We start from the raw sequence: 17743 nt of genomic DNA, 5'->3' as shown, positions 1-17743 counted from the left end.
TTCCCTAAACTGAGTTAAACTATTTAAGCTCAACTACAGCTCCAGCTTCTTCTAAAGATTTTTTAAGACCTTCAGCCTCTTCTTTAGATACACCTTCTTTAACATTTGACGGAGCAGAATCAACTACATCTTTAGCTTCTTTCAAACCTAAACCTGTAAGTTCTTTTACCATTTTCACAACTGCTAATTTAGAAGCACCAGCTTCTTTCAATACAACTGTAAATTCTGTTTGAACCTCTTCTGCAGCAGCGTCGCCACCACCCGAAACTACTACAGCTGCAGCAGCTGGTTCGATTCCGTACTCATCTTTTAATATTGTTGCTAATTCGTTAACTTCTTTTACAGTTAAATTAACTAATTGTTCTGCGAATTGTTTCAAATCTGCCATTTTTTCTATCGTTTTAAAATGATTTGTAAAATTATATTTTGTTTATTGTGCGCATTGTAAATAATAAGAACTGAGATAAACTCTGTTTTTATTATGCCTCTTCTTCAACTGCCTCTTCTTTGGCAAATTGATTTTGAAGAGCAGAAATAACTCTTTGTGCTGGTGATTGAAGTAATCCAATGATTTCGCCAATAAGTTCTTCTCTTGATTTGATAGTTGCCAACGCATCTAACTGGTCATCTCCAATATAAACTTCCGCATTGATATAAGCACCCTTTAAAAGTGGCTTAGTTGATTTCTTACGGAAATCTTTTATTATCTTTCCAGGTGCGTTTGCGATCTCTGATGTGAATATAGCGCTGTTACCAGTCAAAACTGACGGTAAGTCACCATATTCATTTTCAGAAGCTGCCATTGCTTTTACAAGCAAAGTGTTTTTTACTACCTCTAATTTAATATTTGCTTTGAAACAAGCTCTCCTCAACTTTGAAGTTGTATCTGCATTTAGTCCTGAAATATCTGCTATGTAAACAATATTTGTACCAGCTAACTGTGCAGTTAATTCTTCAATCGCGATTGATTTTTCTTCTCTAGTCATACTAAAAATTATTAACTACCAATTATACTGCTTTTGGGTCTAATGCAATAGCAGGACTCATAGTGCTTGTAAGGTATATACTTTTAATGTACACTCCTTTAGCCGCAGTTGGTTTAAGTTTGATTAATGTTTGAATAATTTCGTGTGCATTTTCAACAATTTGCTCCGTTCCAAAAGAAACTTTACCAATTCCTGCATGTACAATACCAGTTTTATCAACTTTGAAATCGATTTTACCAGCTTTTACCTCTTGAACAGCTTTTGCAACATCCATAGTTACAGTACCTGTTTTAGGGTTAGGCATTAAACCTCTAGGTCCTAATATACGACCTAATGGACCTAATTTACCCATAACGCTTGGCATAGTGATGATTACATCAACATCTGTCCAACCCGCTTTAATCTTCGCTAAATAGTCGTCAAGACCTACATAGTCAGCTCCGGCTGCCAAAGCTTCTGCTTCTTTGTCTGGAGTAACTAATGCCAATACTTTAACGTCTTTACCAGTTCCATGAGGCAATGTTACCACACCTCTCACCATTTGATTTGCTTTTCTTGGATCTACACCCAATCGAACTGCGATATCAACAGACTCGTCAAACTTTGCAGAAGCAACTACTTTTATTAATGCCGCAGCATCTTTTAGAGAGTATACTTTGTTTTTGTCAATCTTTGAAGCAGCCTCTTTTTGCTTTTTTGTTAATTTTGCCATTTCTTTCTTTTAATTAAAAAGGAGAGTCTCCTGATACAGTTATACCCATAGACTTAGCTGTCCCAACAACCATACTCATCGCAGCTTCTGTTGTGAACGCATTTAAGTCAGGCATCTTGTCTTCAGCAATAGCTCTAATTTGTTCCCAAGTAACACTAGCTACTTTTTTACGATTAGGCTCTCCAGAACCTGATTTTAGCTTTGCAGCTTCCATTAACTGAACAGCTGCAGGCGGAGTTTTAACAACAAATTCAAATGATTTGTCTTTATACACAGTAATCTGTACTGGGCATATTTTGCCGGCTTTATCCTGAGTTCTAGCATTGAATTGCTTACAGAACTCCATGATGTTTACACCAGCAGCTCCTAAAGCAGGTCCAACCGGTGGCGATGGATTCGCAGCACCTCCCTTAACTTGTAGTTTAACTACTTTACTAATTTCTTTAGCCATTTTTTAAAAAATTTAACATCACAATCATTGGAAGCGATTGTAATGGAATTATATGTAACAAAATATTATACTTTTTCAACTTGCATAAACCCTAACTCCAAAGGTGTCTTTCTTCCGAAAATTTTCACCATCACTTCTAGTTTACGCTTTTCTTCATTAATTTTCTCAACCGTTCCGTTAAAACCGTTAAAAGGACCATCAACAACCTTAATTGTTTCACCAATATTAAATGGTATCGACCGAGTATCTGCATTAACGGCTAACTCATCTACTTTACCTAACATTCTGTTTACCTCTGATTGCCTTAAAGGAACTGGCTCCCCGCCTTTAGTTTCACCTAGAAAGCCGATAACACTAGTCACAGACTTAATAATATGAGGTATTTCTCCTACTAGATTCGCTTCAATCATAACATAACCAGAAAAATAAACTTTTTCCTTGATCAGTTTTTTACCATCTTTCACAGTAACTACTTTTTCAGTAGGCACAAGTACTTGAGAAACATAATCAGCCATCCCTAACCTTGCGATTTCCGATTCTATGTAGGCCTTCACTTTATTCTCTTGTCCGCTTACTGCTCGAACGACATACCACTTTTTTAGATTATTATCCGTCATAACAAAAATTAAGCTTTGATCCAGTTAAAAAATCCGGCTAATGCTGACGCAAAAAACTCATCTACTCCCCATGTTGCCAAGGCGAATAATACAGAGAAAATAGCAACAACAATGGTAAGACGTTGTACTTCAGCCCAAACTGGCCAAGTCATATTTGACTTTAATTCCTCAAATGATTCTGATATGTAATTAACTATTTTTGCCATTATGATTTATTTTTTTGCACGGGCGGAGGGATTCGAACCCCCATCAACGGTTTTGGAGACCGCTATTCTACCCTTGAACTACGCCCGTTCGTTAAAAACCAGTAACTACATGCGTAGCTACTGGTCTCAGATTTATTTTATTGAATTACGCTACAATTTCAGTTACCTGACCTGCACCAACAGTTCTACCTCCTTCACGGATAGCAAAACGTAATCCAACATTCATTGCGATTGGACTTAACAAAGCTACGTTAATAGTTAAGTTATCTCCTGGCATAACCATCTCTACACCTTCTGGTAAAGAAATAACACCCGTCACATCTGTTGTACGTACGTAAAACTGTGGACGGTAGTTATTATGAAATGGAGTATGACGTCCACCTTCTTCTTTTTTCAAGATATATACCTCAGCTTTGAAAGTAGCGTGTGGTTTTACTGATCCTGGCTTAACGATAACCATTCCTCTTTTGATGTCTTCTTTTTGAACACCTCTCAATAAAATACCTACGTTATCTCCAGCTTCTCCTCTATCAAGGATTTTACGGAACATCTCAACACCTGTTATAACAGAAGTCAATTTTTCAGCTCCCATTCCAATGATTTCAACAGCATCACCAGTGTTAGCAATACCAGTTTCGATACGACCTGTAGCAACAGTTCCACGACCAGTAATTGAGAACACATCTTCAACAGGCATCAAGAAAGGCTTGTCAGTATCTCTCACCGGCTCTTCAATCCACGCGTCAACCGCTTCCATCAATTCAAGAATTTTAGGAACCCATACTGGATCATTGTTCAAACCACCTAAAGCAGAACCTTGAACAACAGGACCATTATCTCCATCATATTCATAGAAAGACAATAAGTCTCTAATTTCCATTTCGACTAATTCCAATAACTCTTCATCATCAACCATATCCACTTTGTTCATGAATACAACCATTCTAGGAATACCAACTTGGCGACCTAATAGAATGTGCTCACGTGTTTGTGGCATTGGTCCATCAGTAGCAGCTACAACAAGAATAGCACCATCCATTTGAGCAGCACCGGTAACCATGTTTTTTACGTAATCCGCGTGACCTGGACAGTCAACGTGAGCGTAATGACGATTAGCAGTTTCATACTCAACGTGAGATGTATTAATTGTAATACCTCTTTCTTTTTCTTCAGGAGCATTATCAATTTGATCAAATGATTTTGCTTGACAGTAACCTGCATCAGATAACACTTTAGTTATTGCCGCAGTTAATGTAGTTTTTCCGTGATCCACGTGCCCAATTGTTCCAATGTTTAAGTGGGGTTTGTTACGGTTAAAGGTTTCTTTTGCCATTTTACTTAATTTTTAATCTAGTTATATATTCATTTTCAATTTCCTACTTACTTGAGCCAACTACGGGAATTGAACCCGTGACCTCTTCCTTACCAAGGAAGCACTCTACCTCTGAGCTAAGTCGGCAGAATCCTTGATTGAACAATTTAGATTTCCGATTTTAAACCTTTCAATCTACGATCTAAAACCCGCAATCTAAAATCAATTCTTGTGGGGAGAGCAGGATTCGAACCTGCGAAGTTTACACAGCAGATTTACAGTCTGCCCTCGTTGGCCGCTTGAGTATCTCCCCTCTTTTTTTATTCCCAATATTCCATTTAGCCACATTCAAGTGTACTGCATCTTTAGAGCCGGCGGAGGGACTCGAACCCACGACCTGCTGATTACAAATCAGCTGCTCTAGCCAACTGAGCTACGCTGGCAATATTGATAAAAAAAGTCCGCTATTTCTAACGGACTGCAAATGTAGAAATTTTATCTCTCAATCAAAACATTTTTTAAAAAAACTTTAATATTATATATGCGGACTCATCTTTTCTTTTCTTTTAACCAATAATCGCTCCAAAGATTCGGCTGACAATTCAATCCCTTCTTCAAAAGTTTTGCATTGCTTTTTAACCATAAAATCATCTCCGGGAACGTTCATCTTTACCTCAACAATCTTATTTTCCTTATCGCTTGTCTTCTCCACTTTCAAATAGACATTTGAAGACACTACCTTATCGTAATACTTCTCCAATTTATCCATTCTGTCTTGAACAAAATCTACCAGCTTCCCGTCAACGTTAAAGTTGACTGCGTGAACATTTACCTTCATAATCAATTAATTTAATGGTTAAACCTTTTGTGAATTATCTTTTATTTCTTGGATGAGAATCTTCGTAAACTTTTTTTAGCTCAGACAAGCTACTGTGTGTATAAACTTGTGTTGAAGCTAAACTCGCATGCCCTAATAACTCCTTCACCGAATTCAAATCAGCCCCATTATTTAACAAATGCGTTGCGAACGTATGTCGTAAAATGTGCGGGCTTTTTTTTACTTTTTCAGAGACCGCACTAAAGTAAGAATTTATTAAACGATACACAAAAGAATCGTTTAATTTCAACCCTTTTTTTGTTAAAAAAAGAAACTCCTTATCCTTAATCGATTCTAAAGACGACCTCTCAAAAACATACAAGGAAAGCTCCTCCTTTATTATCGGCAAAACAGGAATAATTCTTTCTTTGTTTCTCTTACCCAAAACCTTTATCGTGTTATTTGAGAAATCAACATCTAGACCTTTTAGACGAATCAGTTCAGTTCTTCGTATTCCTGTGGTATAAAACAAATCTATTATTAATTTATCCCTCACTTCTTCAAAACCAGATGGATTTTGAATCCCAGTTAACACTTCGGCAACCTCTTTTTCTGAAAAAGGGATCTGAATTTTCTTTGAAATTTTTAAGGTTTTATGCTTAAGCAAGGGGCTAACTTCAATTTGCTTAATTTTCAAAAGAAATTTATAAAAAGCTTTCAAAGACGAAATTTTCCTGTTTACTGAAACATTCGATATATCGTTATCCACAAGAGACACAATCCAAGTTCTAATTTGACTGTAATTTACCTTTTCTATATTATTTTGATCGAAATGAACTTTATTGAACGACTGGAAGTTTGCTATATCATTCAAGTACGCATTTATGGTATGAGGAGAGTATTTTTTCTCCTTCTGTAGATAAGCCATGAATGCGTCAGTAGTGTTGACCATATAAAAAAACCGTTAGCGTCAAAGCTAAGAAACTTTGACGACTAACGGTATTGAATTTAAAAAGAAATAACTTAGTTCTCTAAGTTGTCTCTCATGTTTTGAATGTAAGCTGCTTTCTGAACTTTAATTCTATTTTTTACAGAAGGCTTAATAAAAGCAGTACGTGCACGTAACTGACGAACAGTTCCTGTTTTATCAAATTTTCTTTTATAGCGCTTTAATGCTCTATCGATATTTTCTCCGTCTTTAATTGGTATAATTAACATAATTTTGACACCCCCTCTCGTTAAGTGCGCAAAAGTAATCAATATTTTGAGTTACTCCTCATGAATTCTGATTATTTTGAAAAAACGGTGCATATTGACAAATAAAATAGCCTCCGAACAGTTTTTTGACTCTTTTTTTACATTTATACTTAAATAAATCTTTCAATCCATTTAAAAAAGTTTAAATATAGTTCGCTGTTTTACCAACGGATTTATATTATTATTTTAAGCAAGATATTATTTCACAGCTGGCTTATAATTTTGTTTGTCAATTATCATTTTTGATAAAATTTCCTTGAGAATTTCTGAAGTCCCACCTCCTATCGGCCCCAAACGGCTATCTCTAAATAAACGAGCTAATGGATACTCTTCCATATACCCATAACCACCCAACATTTGTAAGCAACTATAAATTGTTTCGTCAGACACTTTTGTAGATTGTAATTTGGCCATAGTTGCCTCCTTAACTACGTATTCCCCTTTATCTAATCTAGCTACGGCTGAATAATTAAACACTTTGCAATGCTCTACATCTGTTGCATGCTCGACTAACTTATGTCTTAATGCCTGAAACTTATCTATCGTTTTACCAAATGCTTCTCGCTGTGACATGTATTCTATTGTATAGTCAATTGCATACTCCGCTCTCGCATGAGCATTTATAGCCATAATCAAACGCTCTAATGCAAAGTGCTGCATAATATAAGGAAAGCCTTTCCCTTCTTCTCCCATTAAGTTTTCAACAGGAATTTCTACATCATCAAATGCAATCTCTCCAGTATCTGAAGCTCTCCAACCTAATTTATCGAGTTTTATAGCCGAAACCCCTTTAAGGTTACTGTCTACCAAGAAAATACTTATTCCTTTATTTCCAAGCTCAGGGCTTGTTTTTGCCGCAACTACGTAATAATCACCATAGACACCGTTAGTAATGAAGGTTTTCGAACCATTGATAATATATTTATCTCCTTTTCTAATAGCTACAGTACGCATAGCGGCAACGTCACTACCACCAAAAGGCTCTGTAATACATAAAGCGCCTATTTTATCACCAGCAATACTTGCCGCTAAATAGTCTTGTTTAATGCGCTCATCGCCTTCAGCATTTAAATGCGTCATTGCTAAATAAGAATGCGCCCACATCGCGGCTGCGAAGCCACCAGATTTAATTTTCTGAAGCTCTTCTAAAAAAATAACTGTGTAAAACAGGTCTAGATTCAACCCTCCATAAACCTCAGGGTAGGGTATTCCAAAAAAACCCATTTCTCCAAACTTTTTCCATATAAAACGTTCTATCTCACCTGTTTTCTCCCATTTTTCAATATGAGGCACTACTTCTTTATGTAAAAAATCTTTTAAACTCTCCCTAAATAATTGATGTTCTTCTGTGAAATATCTCGAATTCATGTAAATAATGTGTTTGTTTTTTTTATTTTGTAGTTAAAGTGGACTGTAATTTAAGTCAAAATGGCTTTTATAGTTCTAAATTTAAAATTTTTGAGCTTATAGACCCACTCCTGATTAAAAAAATAAATCACCATATTACGCACTTCTAATTAAAAGTCAAATATAAGCCAATTATATTTGACTTTTCAACAGGAAAATCCTTAATTTTTGTTAAATCCTCAATATTTTTAATATCTCCATTCATACTGCGGTAAGTCACTATTTGCTTCGCCAAAGCATATCTAAAGTATGGAAATTGGGCCATTTCCTTCACTGAAGCATTATTGATATCCAATTTCTTTATATTCGGAAAAGCAAAAATTTTATAATGCATATTAAGATTAGTGATTACCTCGGGTGATAGTCCCCAAACATCTTTCATCTGTTCCATAGAAACGAATTCACCCAGACTCTCCTTTAACTTTAAAATTCTAAGAGAGAGAACCTCTCCGATTCCAAAAATCTTAGTTAAATCTTCTTGTTTAGCATTATTGATGTCCGCTACTACTATTTTTTCTTTTTGGCCAAAAGCCTTTTCTTCATAATTCAAATATTTTTTGTTCGTACTTTTATTTATGACCCAATCTGGAAATTTGAAATATGGAGCTAGTACAGTTAATAACGAATCAGAAACCATAGTTACGTCTTGAAATTCTTTTGCAGAATTCACGTATTTATTTTCTTTTCTAAATGCAAGTAGTCTATCTATTTCAGGAACTGACATCCCAAGCCTGTACCCTTTATAATCTGAAATAAAATTAGGATTAAAGGAGTATGTTTTAACCACAAGCTTTTGCTTTGATCTATTTAAAGAATCTATTTCAGATTGCACGGATAGCCACTTCTGTTTTTCGGGAGATTCCTTTTCAATTGAATCAATATTGACAAAAAAATAAGCCAATTGAAAAACTACAATGATGGCAAAGAGAATCAAAACACCAGTACGCTGACTTTTAGTGAATTTAAAATAAACAGCTATATTTTTGAAATTCATATCGACAAATATTGAGTGTAAAAAACTGTATTAATTGAGAAATAGTATTCCATATTAAGCCCCCTTAATTTTGACATTAAAATTATAAAAATGTCAGACAAAAAAAATATTTCACGAAAAAAAATCTTAATTATTGTTATAAAACTCAGCCCTAAGCAAACAAATCATTATTTAGATCACAAAATATTTCGAAATGCGGAACTAAATCATATTCTGACCACAGTTTTATTTTCTTATTTAGTTCAAATAATATTTTTATATTTTGTAAAAAATAATACATTTGAGCACTAATAACAAAAAACCAATAAATATATGTCAATTTGGAAAACAAAACCACTGTCGGTTTTACTGAATGAAGCTTCAGAAGACGAGAAAGGGTTAAAAAGAACGTTATCTGCTCGGTCCCTTGTTGCTCTTGGAGTTGGGGCGATAATTGGTGCTGGGTTATTTTCTTTAACAGGAATTGCAGCTGCAGAAAATGCAGGACCTGCAGTAACGTTATCCTTTATCTTAGCTGCTGTAGGTTGCGCCTTTGCTGGATTGTGCTACGCCGAATTTGCCTCAATGATACCTGTTGCAGGTAGTGCGTACACCTATTCTTATGCAACAATGGGAGAGTTTGTTGCTTGGATTATTGGATGGGATTTAGTACTTGAATATGCTCTCGGAGCCGCAACGGTAGCAGTAAGCTGGTCTCAATACGTAGATAAATTCCTTGGCAACTATGGACTCTCTATTCCGCAAGCAATACTCCATGGACCATGGGATGAGAAACCAGGATTCATTAATTTACCCGCCATATTAATTATTTTCGCTCTCTCTCTACTATTGATTAGAGGTACAAAAGAATCTGCTTTAATTAATAATATTTTGGTTATTCTAAAAGTAACTGTTGTTGTTGTATTCATTGGTTTAGGATGGGGTTTTATTGATGGAGCAAATCATACTCCGTTTATTCCAGTAAATGAAGGTGAAGCACTTTTAAGCTCTGGAAAAATGAGCTTTTTGAATTTTTTTAGTAGTGATTACTTTGGTCATTACGGATGGAGTGGTATCCTACGAGGTGCTGGGGTTGTGTTTTTTGCGTTCATTGGATTTGACGCTGTTTCTACAGCTGCACAAGAAGCAAAAGACCCACAAAAGGGTATGCCAATTGGTATATTAGGATCGTTAATAATTTGTACCGTTTTATATGTTCTATTTGCTTTTGTTTTGACTGGTTTAGAAAACTATCTTAACTTTAAAGGTGACGCAAGCCCTGTGACTACAGCATTTGCTAAGACAGGTTATACATTCTTAAACTCAGCATTAACAATTGCTATTATTGCTGGATATACCTCTGTAATGTTAGTGATGTTGATGGGACAAAGTAGGGTTTTTTATAGCATGAGTGTTGATGGATTACTACCTAAATTTTTCAGCACATTACATTCAACAAATAGAACACCATACAAAACAAACCTACTTTTCATGGTTTTTGTTAGTATGTTTGCGGGATTTGTTCCTGTGTCAGACCTAGGTCATATGGTAAGTATAGGAACATTATTTGCGTTTGCTCTTGTATGTATTGGAGTTGTGGTAATGAGAAAAACCAATCCTGATGCAGTAAGAGGTTTTAGAGTACCATTTGTACCAGTATTTCCCATTGTAGGAGTTGTTATCTGTCTAATCTTGATGGCTGGCTTACCTATTGAAAGTTGGGAAAGACTTGCAATTTGGATGATTATTGGAGTTGCTATTTATTTTGCCTATGGCAAGAAAAAAAGTAAGCTAAACAATCCGCAAAAATAATTTTCTCTAAGAATTAAGAAAGGGATCGTAAAGTAATTACTCACTTTATGATCCCTTTTTATATGCTAATTTTTTAAAAACTCTATAAATCGAATACCGAGGTTCGTTTTGCCCGAATCAAATCCTTAAGTCGGATCCAGAAAGCTAGCGTTAAATACACTCCAAACCATAATCCCGCGGTGACAAACGATATGTAAATAAAAAACAGACGAACACTTGCTACCCGCATACCCAAGCTGTCTGCTAGTCGAGAAGAAACGTGGAAACCATATTTTTCAAAGAAATACTTAAGCTTTATAACTGTTGGTAATTTCTTATGTGATTCTGTTTTGTGCATATGCAAAAGTACTGAATTTTTTACTAGAGTCATTTTATTTTTTATTCTTCAACAACTCCATTCCTATAGCGCATTCCAAACATTTGCTTTTATTACAGTACTCGTTTTTGAGCTGTAACAAGGACTGAGTTTGAAAAGCATTTGTTGATTTTATTCCAAAATAGCTGAACTTATCTATAATGGCATTCTTCTCTGGAGAAACCTGATTTATTAATTCAACTAAATTCTCAGAAATTTCTCTTCCTTGGCTTTTTGCAAATGCAAACAAAACTGGAACTATAGTATTTATGACAATCAAATCGATAAACGACTTGGAAAGCATTTTTTTCTTCACCGGACTTTTTTTGTCAAACTGATAATGGTCCTGCCAATAATCCTGGGCGTTAACTTTGAAGATATCATAAACGGCCGCAACAGAATTAATTTTACAGGTTTTTGAAAACAGATTCTGTTCAATATGATACAACATAGCTAACTGTGACAGTCGTATGGTCGGAAAATTATCTGGTCGATGCTTAAAAAACTGAACTGGCTCGAATGAACATTTTTCTAGTTGGTATTTATGTCTTAAATAGTCAAACCTAGATCTCAAACTCCTACAGTAATTATCTTCCTTTTCTCCATCCAATAAACCCGCATTCCCAAATAAGAGCGCTTCTAAATTCTCTTGCTCAAAGCTTTCCTTTCTAATGGTTGAAAATGGAATGGATTTGGCAGTTTTAAAGAAAATATCCCCATTGGTATTGAGTCCAAAGTTTTTCGCCAAAAGACAAAATAAAACAGCTTCCCAATCATTATTGGTTTGTTCTAATAAATCATGAATAGGTTTTGATTTTCGCTCGAGACGTTCAAAAAACAAACGTTCTTGCCAATTCCTGACTATAAAATCATCTATTGTACTAATTTGTTTCTCACAAAAAATCCAGGATTTTGGCTTCATCAATAACTGGTAACTATCCAATACCGATTTACCCACATAATTTTTAAGCTCTAAAACAGCAATTTCAATATTGTTTTTTCTGAAAATCTCGATATCATGTTCCCACACCACATGGAGAATTACGTTTTCATAAGCTGCGTCATTTTCATGGTGATGGGCATACCAATCCGATGACTTAAGATGTATTTCCACATTGCCTGCCCATTTCTGGTCACCAATGGTAATCTGGGCATTGAAAAAATCAGGCCCTGCTAACTCTAGATATTGACCAACATTACTTATTGTAACATCCTCACTCTTGGAGGTTTTTAAATTTAGAGTATCAAACTTCTTAAATTTCCATAGGTAATGTAGAAAATCTTCTTTCATCGTAAAACCTCGTTAATGACTAACTAAAGTAATAAAAAAAAAGCACAACTTACCTCTTCTAAAAAAAAGAAGAATCTTAAAGCAATAGTTACCATTTCTAGTGATAAAAACTATCGCAACATATACAGTTTTGCGCAAGCTCTGGCGTCAGATAAAGCCTCATGGTGATTTAAAGCAATTTTCATTTCTCTGCAACAGTCACTTAATTTAGTTGGTTTCAAACCTTTAGCTTTGTATATTTTTACAGTACATTCCCAGCGAGTGCCAATATTCAAATCAGCATAGCTTAAATTGTATAAAGCCATCGATTTAGCCAAAACATTCCTGTCAAAGCTTTCATTATGAGCCACTACAATTCTATTTTGTAGTCGTTTTTGTATTTCAGGAAAAACTTGCGAGAATGATTTTGCGTTTACCGTATCACGTGGATATATTCCGTGCACTTGAATAGTGAAGGGAGAGTAAAAATTGTTTGGCGGCTTAATCAAGCTTACGTATTCGTCGACAATTATTCCGTTTTCTACGGTAACAATGCCAACAGAGCAAGGATGAAATGCTGTTGCAGTTTCAAAATCTATTGCAGTAAAAGTCATTTCTATTAAGGGATTAAGATTGCTGTCTTTATTTTCAAGAGTTAAAAAGCTACGAACTTGAAACGTTCACACAAAGCGACGCTAGGTTTAGCATCTAAATTAATTATGACAAAAAGCTTCTATTTAATCGAACCAATGATATCATATTTCGTGATAATATGAAATTTTCCATTCTCTAAATCAATCAAAACAGCAGCATTTTCTCTGCTGAATAACTTAGAAACCGCTTCAATAGTCGTTCCCTTTTTTACAATAGGATATGGTTTTCCCATGATTTCTCTGATCGGTCTTTCTGCAGAATTTTTATCACTAATATAACTTTGAAATAAGCCAGATTCATCAAGAGAACCAACAAATCCGTTTATATCCATCACAGGAATTTGTGAGATTTTATATTTACGCATTCTTTCAATAGCATGCGAAACCAATTCTTCAGTACGCGCTACGATTAATGGTTTATCTATATGATCTTTTATTACATCTTCTGCTTTGGTTATCACCTCCTCCAGAAAGCCTCTTTCGCGCATCCATTCGTCATTGTACATTTTTCCTACATAGCGACTCCCAGAATCATGAAATAAAGCAACAACAACGTCCTCTGGCTTGAAATGCTCTTTTAGCTGCAACAATCCCTTTACTACCGCTCCCGCCGAATTCCCTGCAAAAATACCTTCTTCAACAGCAATTTTGCGAGTGTAAACCGCAGCATCTTTGTCAGTTACTTTTGTAAACCCATCAATCAATGAAAAGTTAACGTTTTTAGGCAATATATCTTCTCCGATTCCTTCTGTAATATAGGAATAGATCTCGTTCTCATCAAAAATGCCTGTTTCGTGGTATTTTTTAAATACCGAACCATAAGTGTCAATACCCCAAATCTTAATATTTGGATTCTTCTCTTTCAGATATTTTGCGATTCCTGATATAGTTCCTCCTGTCCCCACTCCAACAACGAAATGAGTTATTTTACCTTCGGTTTGTTCCCAAATTTCCGGTCCTGTTTGTTCGTAATGAGCCAACGCATTTGATGGATTATCGTACTGATTGACATACCAAGAATTGGGAGTCTCTTCAGCTAATCTTCTAGAAACGGAATAATACGACCGCGGGTCAGTTGGTTCCACATCCGTAGGGCAAACCACCACTTTTGCACCCACTGCGCGCAGAATATCCATCTTTTCTTTGGATTGTTTGTCTGAAATTACACAAATCAACTTGTAGCCTTTTATAATCGCGACCAAGGCCAAACCCATTCCAGTGTTACCAGAAGTTCCTTCTATTATTGTCCCTCCGGGCTTTAACCTACCATCAGCTTCAGCATCAGCAATCATTTTTGTAGCCATCCTGTCTTTTGCAGAATTTCCGGGATTAAAAGACTCGATTTTAGCTAGTACCAATGCATCTATTCCTTCAGTTACTTTGTTTAACCTCACTAACGGCGTGTTACCAATTGTACCTAATATGTTTTCTGCGTATTGCATTTAATTCTGCGTTTAAGTATTTTATTTGTGATAAATATCTTTGCAAAGATAGTATTTTGTTATTGAGTAAAGCTGTTTAAGAGCTTTTGCGTTCTTGGCAAAAGCGAAATCTTTGCCTCATTTGCTTTGAGCATGTTAGGACATAGCGGCTGGACCGGCAAAAGTATTAGGAAAAGATAGGAGATACAGTTCTCTAATTAAAGAAATTCCAAATCAAACCAAAACGGATCATGAAATCACGGTATGGAGTGTTTGGTGCTGAATAGAAATTATTTCCTGTAAAAGAAGAATTAAAATGCTCTGCTTTAAGATAAATTCTAGTTCTTTGAATTTTGACATTGATAAAAAAATCAAGGTTTGGATAACTTCCAATTTCTTTTTTATTTTGAACAAAAAACTCTCCTGTCACGGGATTATAGTCATTAGCTAAATATTTCGTAAAATAATTCAAGGTAATTCCTGTTTGCAAAAACAAGGCTTTCTTAAACAGATAATTGGTATAGTAGAATGTGTTTCTCGTAACAAGTTCAGGAACATTTAAAATCGTTTCGCTTTGATCTGTTTTTTGATACAAGATAGTATTATCCAAAGCGAACCTTCCGAAAGCTATTTCCTTATTCAGTTTCACCGACACGTAATTTATACTGTTACCATACTGTTGTGGAGTTATAATCTGTTGGCTAGCGTCTGTTGCCGTATTGCTAAAGTACAAATGGTCTTTAAGCGTCATAAACTTGATTGATGCTCCGACCCAAGGAGTTTCAGCCTCGGCAGTAATAGAATTTATTTTTTCGTTTTTGAAATCCTTAGACCAATTGTAATTCACATAACTACTTTGGTAGAGATTGTAATTATCATTAGGCAACTTGTTCAAGTTTTGATAGCCGAATGAAAATTGATAGTCATCATTCAAATCATAGTTCAAATTAGCATCTAAATTCGACAACGACTGGTTTGTAGCGGATCTTGAATACGAGAATTTCCCATTCCATTTATTCTTTTGATAATCGTACTGACCTCCTAAACTATTTATATTTCGCGTTAATGAAGCTGGGACTGTTTTATCGTCAAAAATCAATATCTGATTGTAGTAATAATTGCTTCGAAAATCATCAGCAAAAAATTGAAATTTTCCTAGCGTGGTGTTTTCATAAACCAACCCAAGCTTATTATACATCTTATTGTAACGTGTCTGGTCATTAATACCAGACGTAAGAAAAGAATCTCCAAATCTATAAACCGGTGCTGAACCAACAGTTGAAGGAACCGTTAGCTGATTGTATTCAAAAAATTTGTTTTCGTAATTAAACTGATGCGTGACATACAAATTATTATCACTTTTCTCTGCATTGACCCTTAAAAAGTGGTCTACAAAAACTCGCTTCCCTTTCAGAAAAGACTTAGTATCGTTAAGGTATACCTGGAGTCTTTGTCTATTATCGTATCTAGGGTCTTCATCATCAAAATCGGAAATTGTGGTTATCCCACCATTTTCTTCGTTCAATATATCTTGATATGTAAAATGTGCCTTAGCAAAATAACGATCATTTTTTGTATTATAGCTTGTTGTGAATCTGAAATTTCCAGTACTAGAAAGTTGGTTTATATACTTCCCTTCAGAACGCAATCCTTTATATGCAATCGAAAAATTGAGTCTTGGATTAATGTTTAAAGTAAAAAAGGCATCTAGAGTTTGTCCCTTTTGCATTACCGATTTAAAATACAATTCGGTAACCGGTGTGGCCACAGAGCTATATTTTATATCATTTGCTTCCAAAAAATTAAAATGTTTTGCCTTAAAACCAAATTCAGGTAGAGGCGAAATTTCGTTTAAACTGTATTGCAAAGTATTGTAAGTTTGACCCTCATTGGAAAAAGCCAATAGTCCAAAGTTGTCTTTTCGAAGATAATTAAAACTGTACTCCTTTTGAATGGTAAGTGAAGTATCGAGGTACGTGGTATCGCGTTCTATAGAAATAAAACGATATTGATCCATAGTTGCGACCTTGGTTTTTTTTCCAATAGTATCAAGTTGCTGCATACCCTTATTAGTTACGGCTAAATTTCTTTTAGTTTTATCTTGAGAAAACAATAGTATTGGACCTGCTAAGAAAAATATAAAATAAAGTATTCTCATTGGAAAAGGATGTAATTAAGCTATTATATAAAGGCAAAGGTAAATGATATTTATCCATAAAAAAACACCCATTTCTTTTGGATGTTTTTTTATTAAATTGAAAATCATATTCTTTATTTTTTAACGAACTTTAAATTGAAAGTTTTATCCTCACAAGTAAATTTAATAATATACACACCTGAAACCAGACCAGAAACGTCTATGTTGTTTTTTTGCTCGTAATTATAACTACGAATCATTTTACCAGTTAGATCAAAAACCCCAATACTTTGTGGTATGCAGCCCAACGGCATGTCAAAAAATAAAATTTCTTGAGCTGGATTTGGAAAAATTCTAAAGCCATCATTAAGTACAAATTCTGAAGAAGCTAATGTTTTAGAAGTTTGTCCGTCTGCAATTAAGGTAAATTCTTGACTTCCATTTAAAAGAGAGCCTTTATGGGTTACTTGAATGGTATATAAACCAGGTTCAGCATTTTCAATAAAAACTTTCTCAATATTATCCACCTCATTATCTGAATTATTGGTTGCGGGACTCTGTGGGTTATTTGCATCCAATTTCCAAGGATAATAAACAACATCATCTTTAAAAACTTTTAAATCCAAATTATTTACTAAAACGGATTTTCTACTATCTTCAATACCGGTTGGAGTTATAACTCCAACTGGATCGGTCCAAGCAATAGAAACCGATAAAGGCTGAGCAGTATTTACAGAAAAAGTTCTTGTGTAGACCCCATTATTAATCAAATTTTCTTCTTTAATTATAGATTTACTACCGTTATATGAAATTAACTTCGCAGCTTCTTTACCATTAGCTAAGCCCCATCCGCTTTCATAATCTGGACCTAATGAAAAACCAACTTCATTTGCTGTATGGCAAATTAAACCTCTGACAGAAGCTGCCTTCATAAAAACACCGTTCAAATTCTTATAATACTCTTGCAACAACATAATTAACCCTGTAATCGCCGGTGCTGCCATTGAAGTTCCATTTAAGCTATCATAAGACACATCAGAAATTGATGTTGTCGAGTAAACCTGAACTCCCTGAGCAACGACATCTGGTTTTATTCTTCCATCATCTGTAGGTCCATAATTACTAAAACTAGAAATTATAACATTTGAAGGATCAGCATAATTATAAACATAATTAACAGCTCCAACTACTAAACAATTTTTTGATAAAGTAGACCCTATAAGCAAATCATATCCTGTCTTTGCTGCTATTTGAGGATGAACTAAATTTCGCGAATTTCCTGCTGTATTGACCCCTTAAATAATCGGACACAATTATAAATCAAAAACTATAATTTTGTACGATGGAAAAACGAAAA

At 34.9% G+C, this 17743-nt stretch carries 19 protein-coding genes and 4 tRNA genes; 1 reads left to right on the top strand and 22 read right to left on the bottom strand.

Annotated features, from left to right (window positions below; translation table 11 throughout):
* Positions 1-19 precede the first annotated feature (19 nt).
* The 16 genes from rplL to ACEN2H_RS08510 form a co-directional block, all read right to left on the bottom strand.
* Positions 20-388 (bottom strand): 50S ribosomal protein L7/L12, encoded by a 369-nt coding sequence (gene rplL, locus ACEN2H_RS08585; protein ID WP_441731916.1) that lies wholly within the window; start codon positions 386-388, stop codon positions 20-22.
* A 91-nt stretch (positions 389-479) separates the two neighbouring features.
* Positions 480-986, bottom strand: coding sequence for a 50S ribosomal protein L10 (gene rplJ, locus ACEN2H_RS08580; protein WP_441731915.1), 507 nt, complete (start codon positions 984-986; stop codon positions 480-482).
* A gap of 22 nt (positions 987-1008) precedes the next feature.
* A complete protein-coding gene (rplA, locus tag ACEN2H_RS08575; RefSeq protein ID WP_441731914.1) occupies positions 1009-1698 on the bottom strand; it encodes a 50S ribosomal protein L1 in 690 nt (229 codons plus the stop codon).
* Between the two features lie 13 nt (positions 1699-1711).
* A complete protein-coding gene (gene rplK, locus ACEN2H_RS08570) occupies positions 1712-2149 on the bottom strand; it encodes a 50S ribosomal protein L11 (RefSeq protein WP_441731913.1) in 438 nt (145 codons plus the stop codon).
* 65 nt (positions 2150-2214) lie between these two features.
* Positions 2215-2766, bottom strand: a complete 552-nt coding sequence (gene nusG, locus ACEN2H_RS08565) for a transcription termination/antitermination protein NusG (protein ID WP_441731912.1) — start codon at positions 2764-2766, stop codon at positions 2215-2217.
* Positions 2767-2774: 8 nt separating this feature from the next.
* Positions 2775-2972 carry a preprotein translocase subunit SecE gene (locus ACEN2H_RS08560; protein WP_441731911.1) on the bottom strand — a complete coding sequence of 66 codons (198 nt, stop codon included), beginning with the start codon at positions 2970-2972 and terminating at the stop codon, positions 2775-2777.
* Between the two features lie 17 nt (positions 2973-2989).
* A tRNA-Trp gene (locus ACEN2H_RS08555) sits at positions 2990-3060 on the bottom strand.
* Between the two features lie 57 nt (positions 3061-3117).
* Positions 3118-4305, bottom strand: a complete 1188-nt coding sequence (gene tuf, locus ACEN2H_RS08550) for an elongation factor Tu (RefSeq protein ID WP_441731910.1) — start codon at positions 4303-4305, stop codon at positions 3118-3120.
* A 54-nt stretch (positions 4306-4359) separates the two neighbouring features.
* Positions 4360-4431, bottom strand: a tRNA-Thr gene (locus ACEN2H_RS08545).
* Between the two features lie 85 nt (positions 4432-4516).
* Positions 4517-4597 (bottom strand) — tRNA-Tyr (locus tag ACEN2H_RS08540).
* A 56-nt stretch (positions 4598-4653) separates the two neighbouring features.
* Positions 4654-4727 (bottom strand) — tRNA-Thr (locus tag ACEN2H_RS08535).
* A 92-nt stretch (positions 4728-4819) separates the two neighbouring features.
* Complete coding sequence (hpf, locus tag ACEN2H_RS08530) at positions 4820-5122, bottom strand: ribosome hibernation-promoting factor, HPF/YfiA family (RefSeq protein ID WP_441731909.1); 303 nt, start codon at positions 5120-5122, stop codon at positions 4820-4822.
* A gap of 34 nt (positions 5123-5156) precedes the next feature.
* A complete protein-coding gene (locus tag ACEN2H_RS08525; protein ID WP_441731908.1) occupies positions 5157-6053 on the bottom strand; it encodes a tyrosine-type recombinase/integrase in 897 nt (298 codons plus the stop codon).
* A gap of 71 nt (positions 6054-6124) precedes the next feature.
* Positions 6125-6319, bottom strand: a complete 195-nt coding sequence (gene rpsU, locus ACEN2H_RS08520) for a 30S ribosomal protein S21 (protein ID WP_331577641.1) — start codon at positions 6317-6319, stop codon at positions 6125-6127.
* Positions 6320-6556: 237 nt separating this feature from the next.
* A complete protein-coding gene (locus tag ACEN2H_RS08515; protein WP_441731907.1) occupies positions 6557-7726 on the bottom strand; it encodes an acyl-CoA dehydrogenase family protein in 1170 nt (389 codons plus the stop codon).
* Positions 7727-7871: 145 nt separating this feature from the next.
* On the bottom strand, positions 7872-8759 hold the full coding sequence (locus tag ACEN2H_RS08510; RefSeq protein WP_441731906.1) for a ComEA family DNA-binding protein: 888 nt from the start codon (positions 8757-8759) through the stop codon (positions 7872-7874).
* A gap of 312 nt (positions 8760-9071) precedes the next feature.
* On the opposite strand from ACEN2H_RS08510, the gene ACEN2H_RS08505 reads away from it, so the two are divergent.
* The gene (locus tag ACEN2H_RS08505) at positions 9072-10550 is read left to right on the top strand and encodes an amino acid permease (protein ID WP_441731905.1); all 1479 of its coding nucleotides are present in this window, start codon (positions 9072-9074) and stop codon (positions 10548-10550) included.
* 82 nt (positions 10551-10632) lie between these two features.
* On the opposite strand, the gene ACEN2H_RS08500 is transcribed toward ACEN2H_RS08505, so the two are convergent.
* The 6 genes from ACEN2H_RS08500 to ACEN2H_RS08475 all read right to left on the bottom strand — a co-directional run bounded on the left by ACEN2H_RS08500 (position 10633) and on the right by ACEN2H_RS08475 (position 17612).
* On the bottom strand, positions 10633-10887 hold the full coding sequence (locus ACEN2H_RS08500; protein WP_441731992.1) for a PspC domain-containing protein: 255 nt from the start codon (positions 10885-10887) through the stop codon (positions 10633-10635).
* A 34-nt stretch (positions 10888-10921) separates the two neighbouring features.
* Entirely contained in the window at positions 10922-12196 is a 1275-nt protein-coding gene (locus ACEN2H_RS08495) for a DUF2851 family protein (protein ID WP_441731904.1), read from the bottom strand.
* Positions 12197-12306: 110 nt separating this feature from the next.
* Complete coding sequence (locus tag ACEN2H_RS08490) at positions 12307-12789, bottom strand: 3'-5' exonuclease (RefSeq protein WP_441731903.1); 483 nt, start codon at positions 12787-12789, stop codon at positions 12307-12309.
* A 119-nt stretch (positions 12790-12908) separates the two neighbouring features.
* Positions 12909-14270 carry a pyridoxal-phosphate dependent enzyme gene (locus ACEN2H_RS08485; protein WP_441731902.1) on the bottom strand — a complete coding sequence of 454 codons (1362 nt, stop codon included), beginning with the start codon at positions 14268-14270 and terminating at the stop codon, positions 12909-12911.
* A 193-nt stretch (positions 14271-14463) separates the two neighbouring features.
* Positions 14464-16407 (bottom strand): putative porin, encoded by a 1944-nt coding sequence (locus ACEN2H_RS08480; RefSeq protein WP_441731901.1) that lies wholly within the window; start codon positions 16405-16407, stop codon positions 14464-14466.
* A gap of 113 nt (positions 16408-16520) precedes the next feature.
* Positions 16521-17612, bottom strand: coding sequence for a S8 family serine peptidase (locus ACEN2H_RS08475; RefSeq protein ID WP_441731900.1), 1092 nt, complete (start codon positions 17610-17612; stop codon positions 16521-16523).
* Positions 17613-17743 lie beyond the last annotated feature (131 nt).

The organism is Flavobacterium sp. W22_SRS_FP1 (genome assembly GCF_052113685.1).
Lineage (GTDB): Bacteria > Bacteroidota > Bacteroidia > Flavobacteriales > Flavobacteriaceae > Flavobacterium.
This window is presented reverse-complemented; position numbering and strand designations above follow the sequence as displayed.

What these genes read in the sequence shown, in the direction of transcription:
- rplL (WP_441731916.1), bottom strand. Translation starts at nt 388, where the DNA reads ATGGCAGATTTGAAACAATTCGCAGAACAATTAGTTAATTTAACTGTA.
- rplJ (WP_441731915.1), bottom strand. Translation starts at nt 986, where the DNA reads ATGACTAGAGAAGAAAAATCAATCGCGATTGAAGAATTAACTGCACAG.
- rplA (WP_441731914.1), bottom strand. Translation starts at nt 1,698, where the DNA reads ATGGCAAAATTAACAAAAAAGCAAAAAGAGGCTGCTTCAAAGATTGAC.
- rplK (WP_441731913.1), bottom strand. Translation starts at nt 2,149, where the DNA reads ATGGCTAAAGAAATTAGTAAAGTAGTTAAACTACAAGTTAAGGGAGGT.
- nusG (WP_441731912.1), bottom strand. Translation starts at nt 2,766, where the DNA reads ATGACGGATAATAATCTAAAAAAGTGGTATGTCGTTCGAGCAGTAAGC.
- ACEN2H_RS08560 (WP_441731911.1), bottom strand. Translation starts at nt 2,972, where the DNA reads ATGGCAAAAATAGTTAATTACATATCAGAATCATTTGAGGAATTAAAG.
- tuf (WP_441731910.1), bottom strand. Translation starts at nt 4,305, where the DNA reads ATGGCAAAAGAAACCTTTAACCGTAACAAACCCCACTTAAACATTGGA.
- hpf (WP_441731909.1), bottom strand. Translation starts at nt 5,122, where the DNA reads ATGAAGGTAAATGTTCACGCAGTCAACTTTAACGTTGACGGGAAGCTG.
- ACEN2H_RS08525 (WP_441731908.1), bottom strand. Translation starts at nt 6,053, where the DNA reads ATGGTCAACACTACTGACGCATTCATGGCTTATCTACAGAAGGAGAAA.
- rpsU (WP_331577641.1), bottom strand. Translation starts at nt 6,319, where the DNA reads ATGTTAATTATACCAATTAAAGACGGAGAAAATATCGATAGAGCATTA.
- ACEN2H_RS08515 (WP_441731907.1), bottom strand. Translation starts at nt 7,726, where the DNA reads ATGAATTCGAGATATTTCACAGAAGAACATCAATTATTTAGGGAGAGT.
- ACEN2H_RS08510 (WP_441731906.1), bottom strand. Translation starts at nt 8,759, where the DNA reads ATGAATTTCAAAAATATAGCTGTTTATTTTAAATTCACTAAAAGTCAG.
- ACEN2H_RS08505 (WP_441731905.1), top strand. Translation starts at nt 9,072, where the DNA reads ATGTCAATTTGGAAAACAAAACCACTGTCGGTTTTACTGAATGAAGCT.
- ACEN2H_RS08500 (WP_441731992.1), bottom strand. Translation starts at nt 10,887, where the DNA reads ATGCACAAAACAGAATCACATAAGAAATTACCAACAGTTATAAAGCTT.
- ACEN2H_RS08495 (WP_441731904.1), bottom strand. Translation starts at nt 12,196, where the DNA reads ATGAAAGAAGATTTTCTACATTACCTATGGAAATTTAAGAAGTTTGAT.
- ACEN2H_RS08490 (WP_441731903.1), bottom strand. Translation starts at nt 12,789, where the DNA reads ATGACTTTTACTGCAATAGATTTTGAAACTGCAACAGCATTTCATCCT.
- ACEN2H_RS08485 (WP_441731902.1), bottom strand. Translation starts at nt 14,270, where the DNA reads ATGCAATACGCAGAAAACATATTAGGTACAATTGGTAACACGCCGTTA.
- ACEN2H_RS08480 (WP_441731901.1), bottom strand. Translation starts at nt 16,407, where the DNA reads ATGAGAATACTTTATTTTATATTTTTCTTAGCAGGTCCAATACTATTG.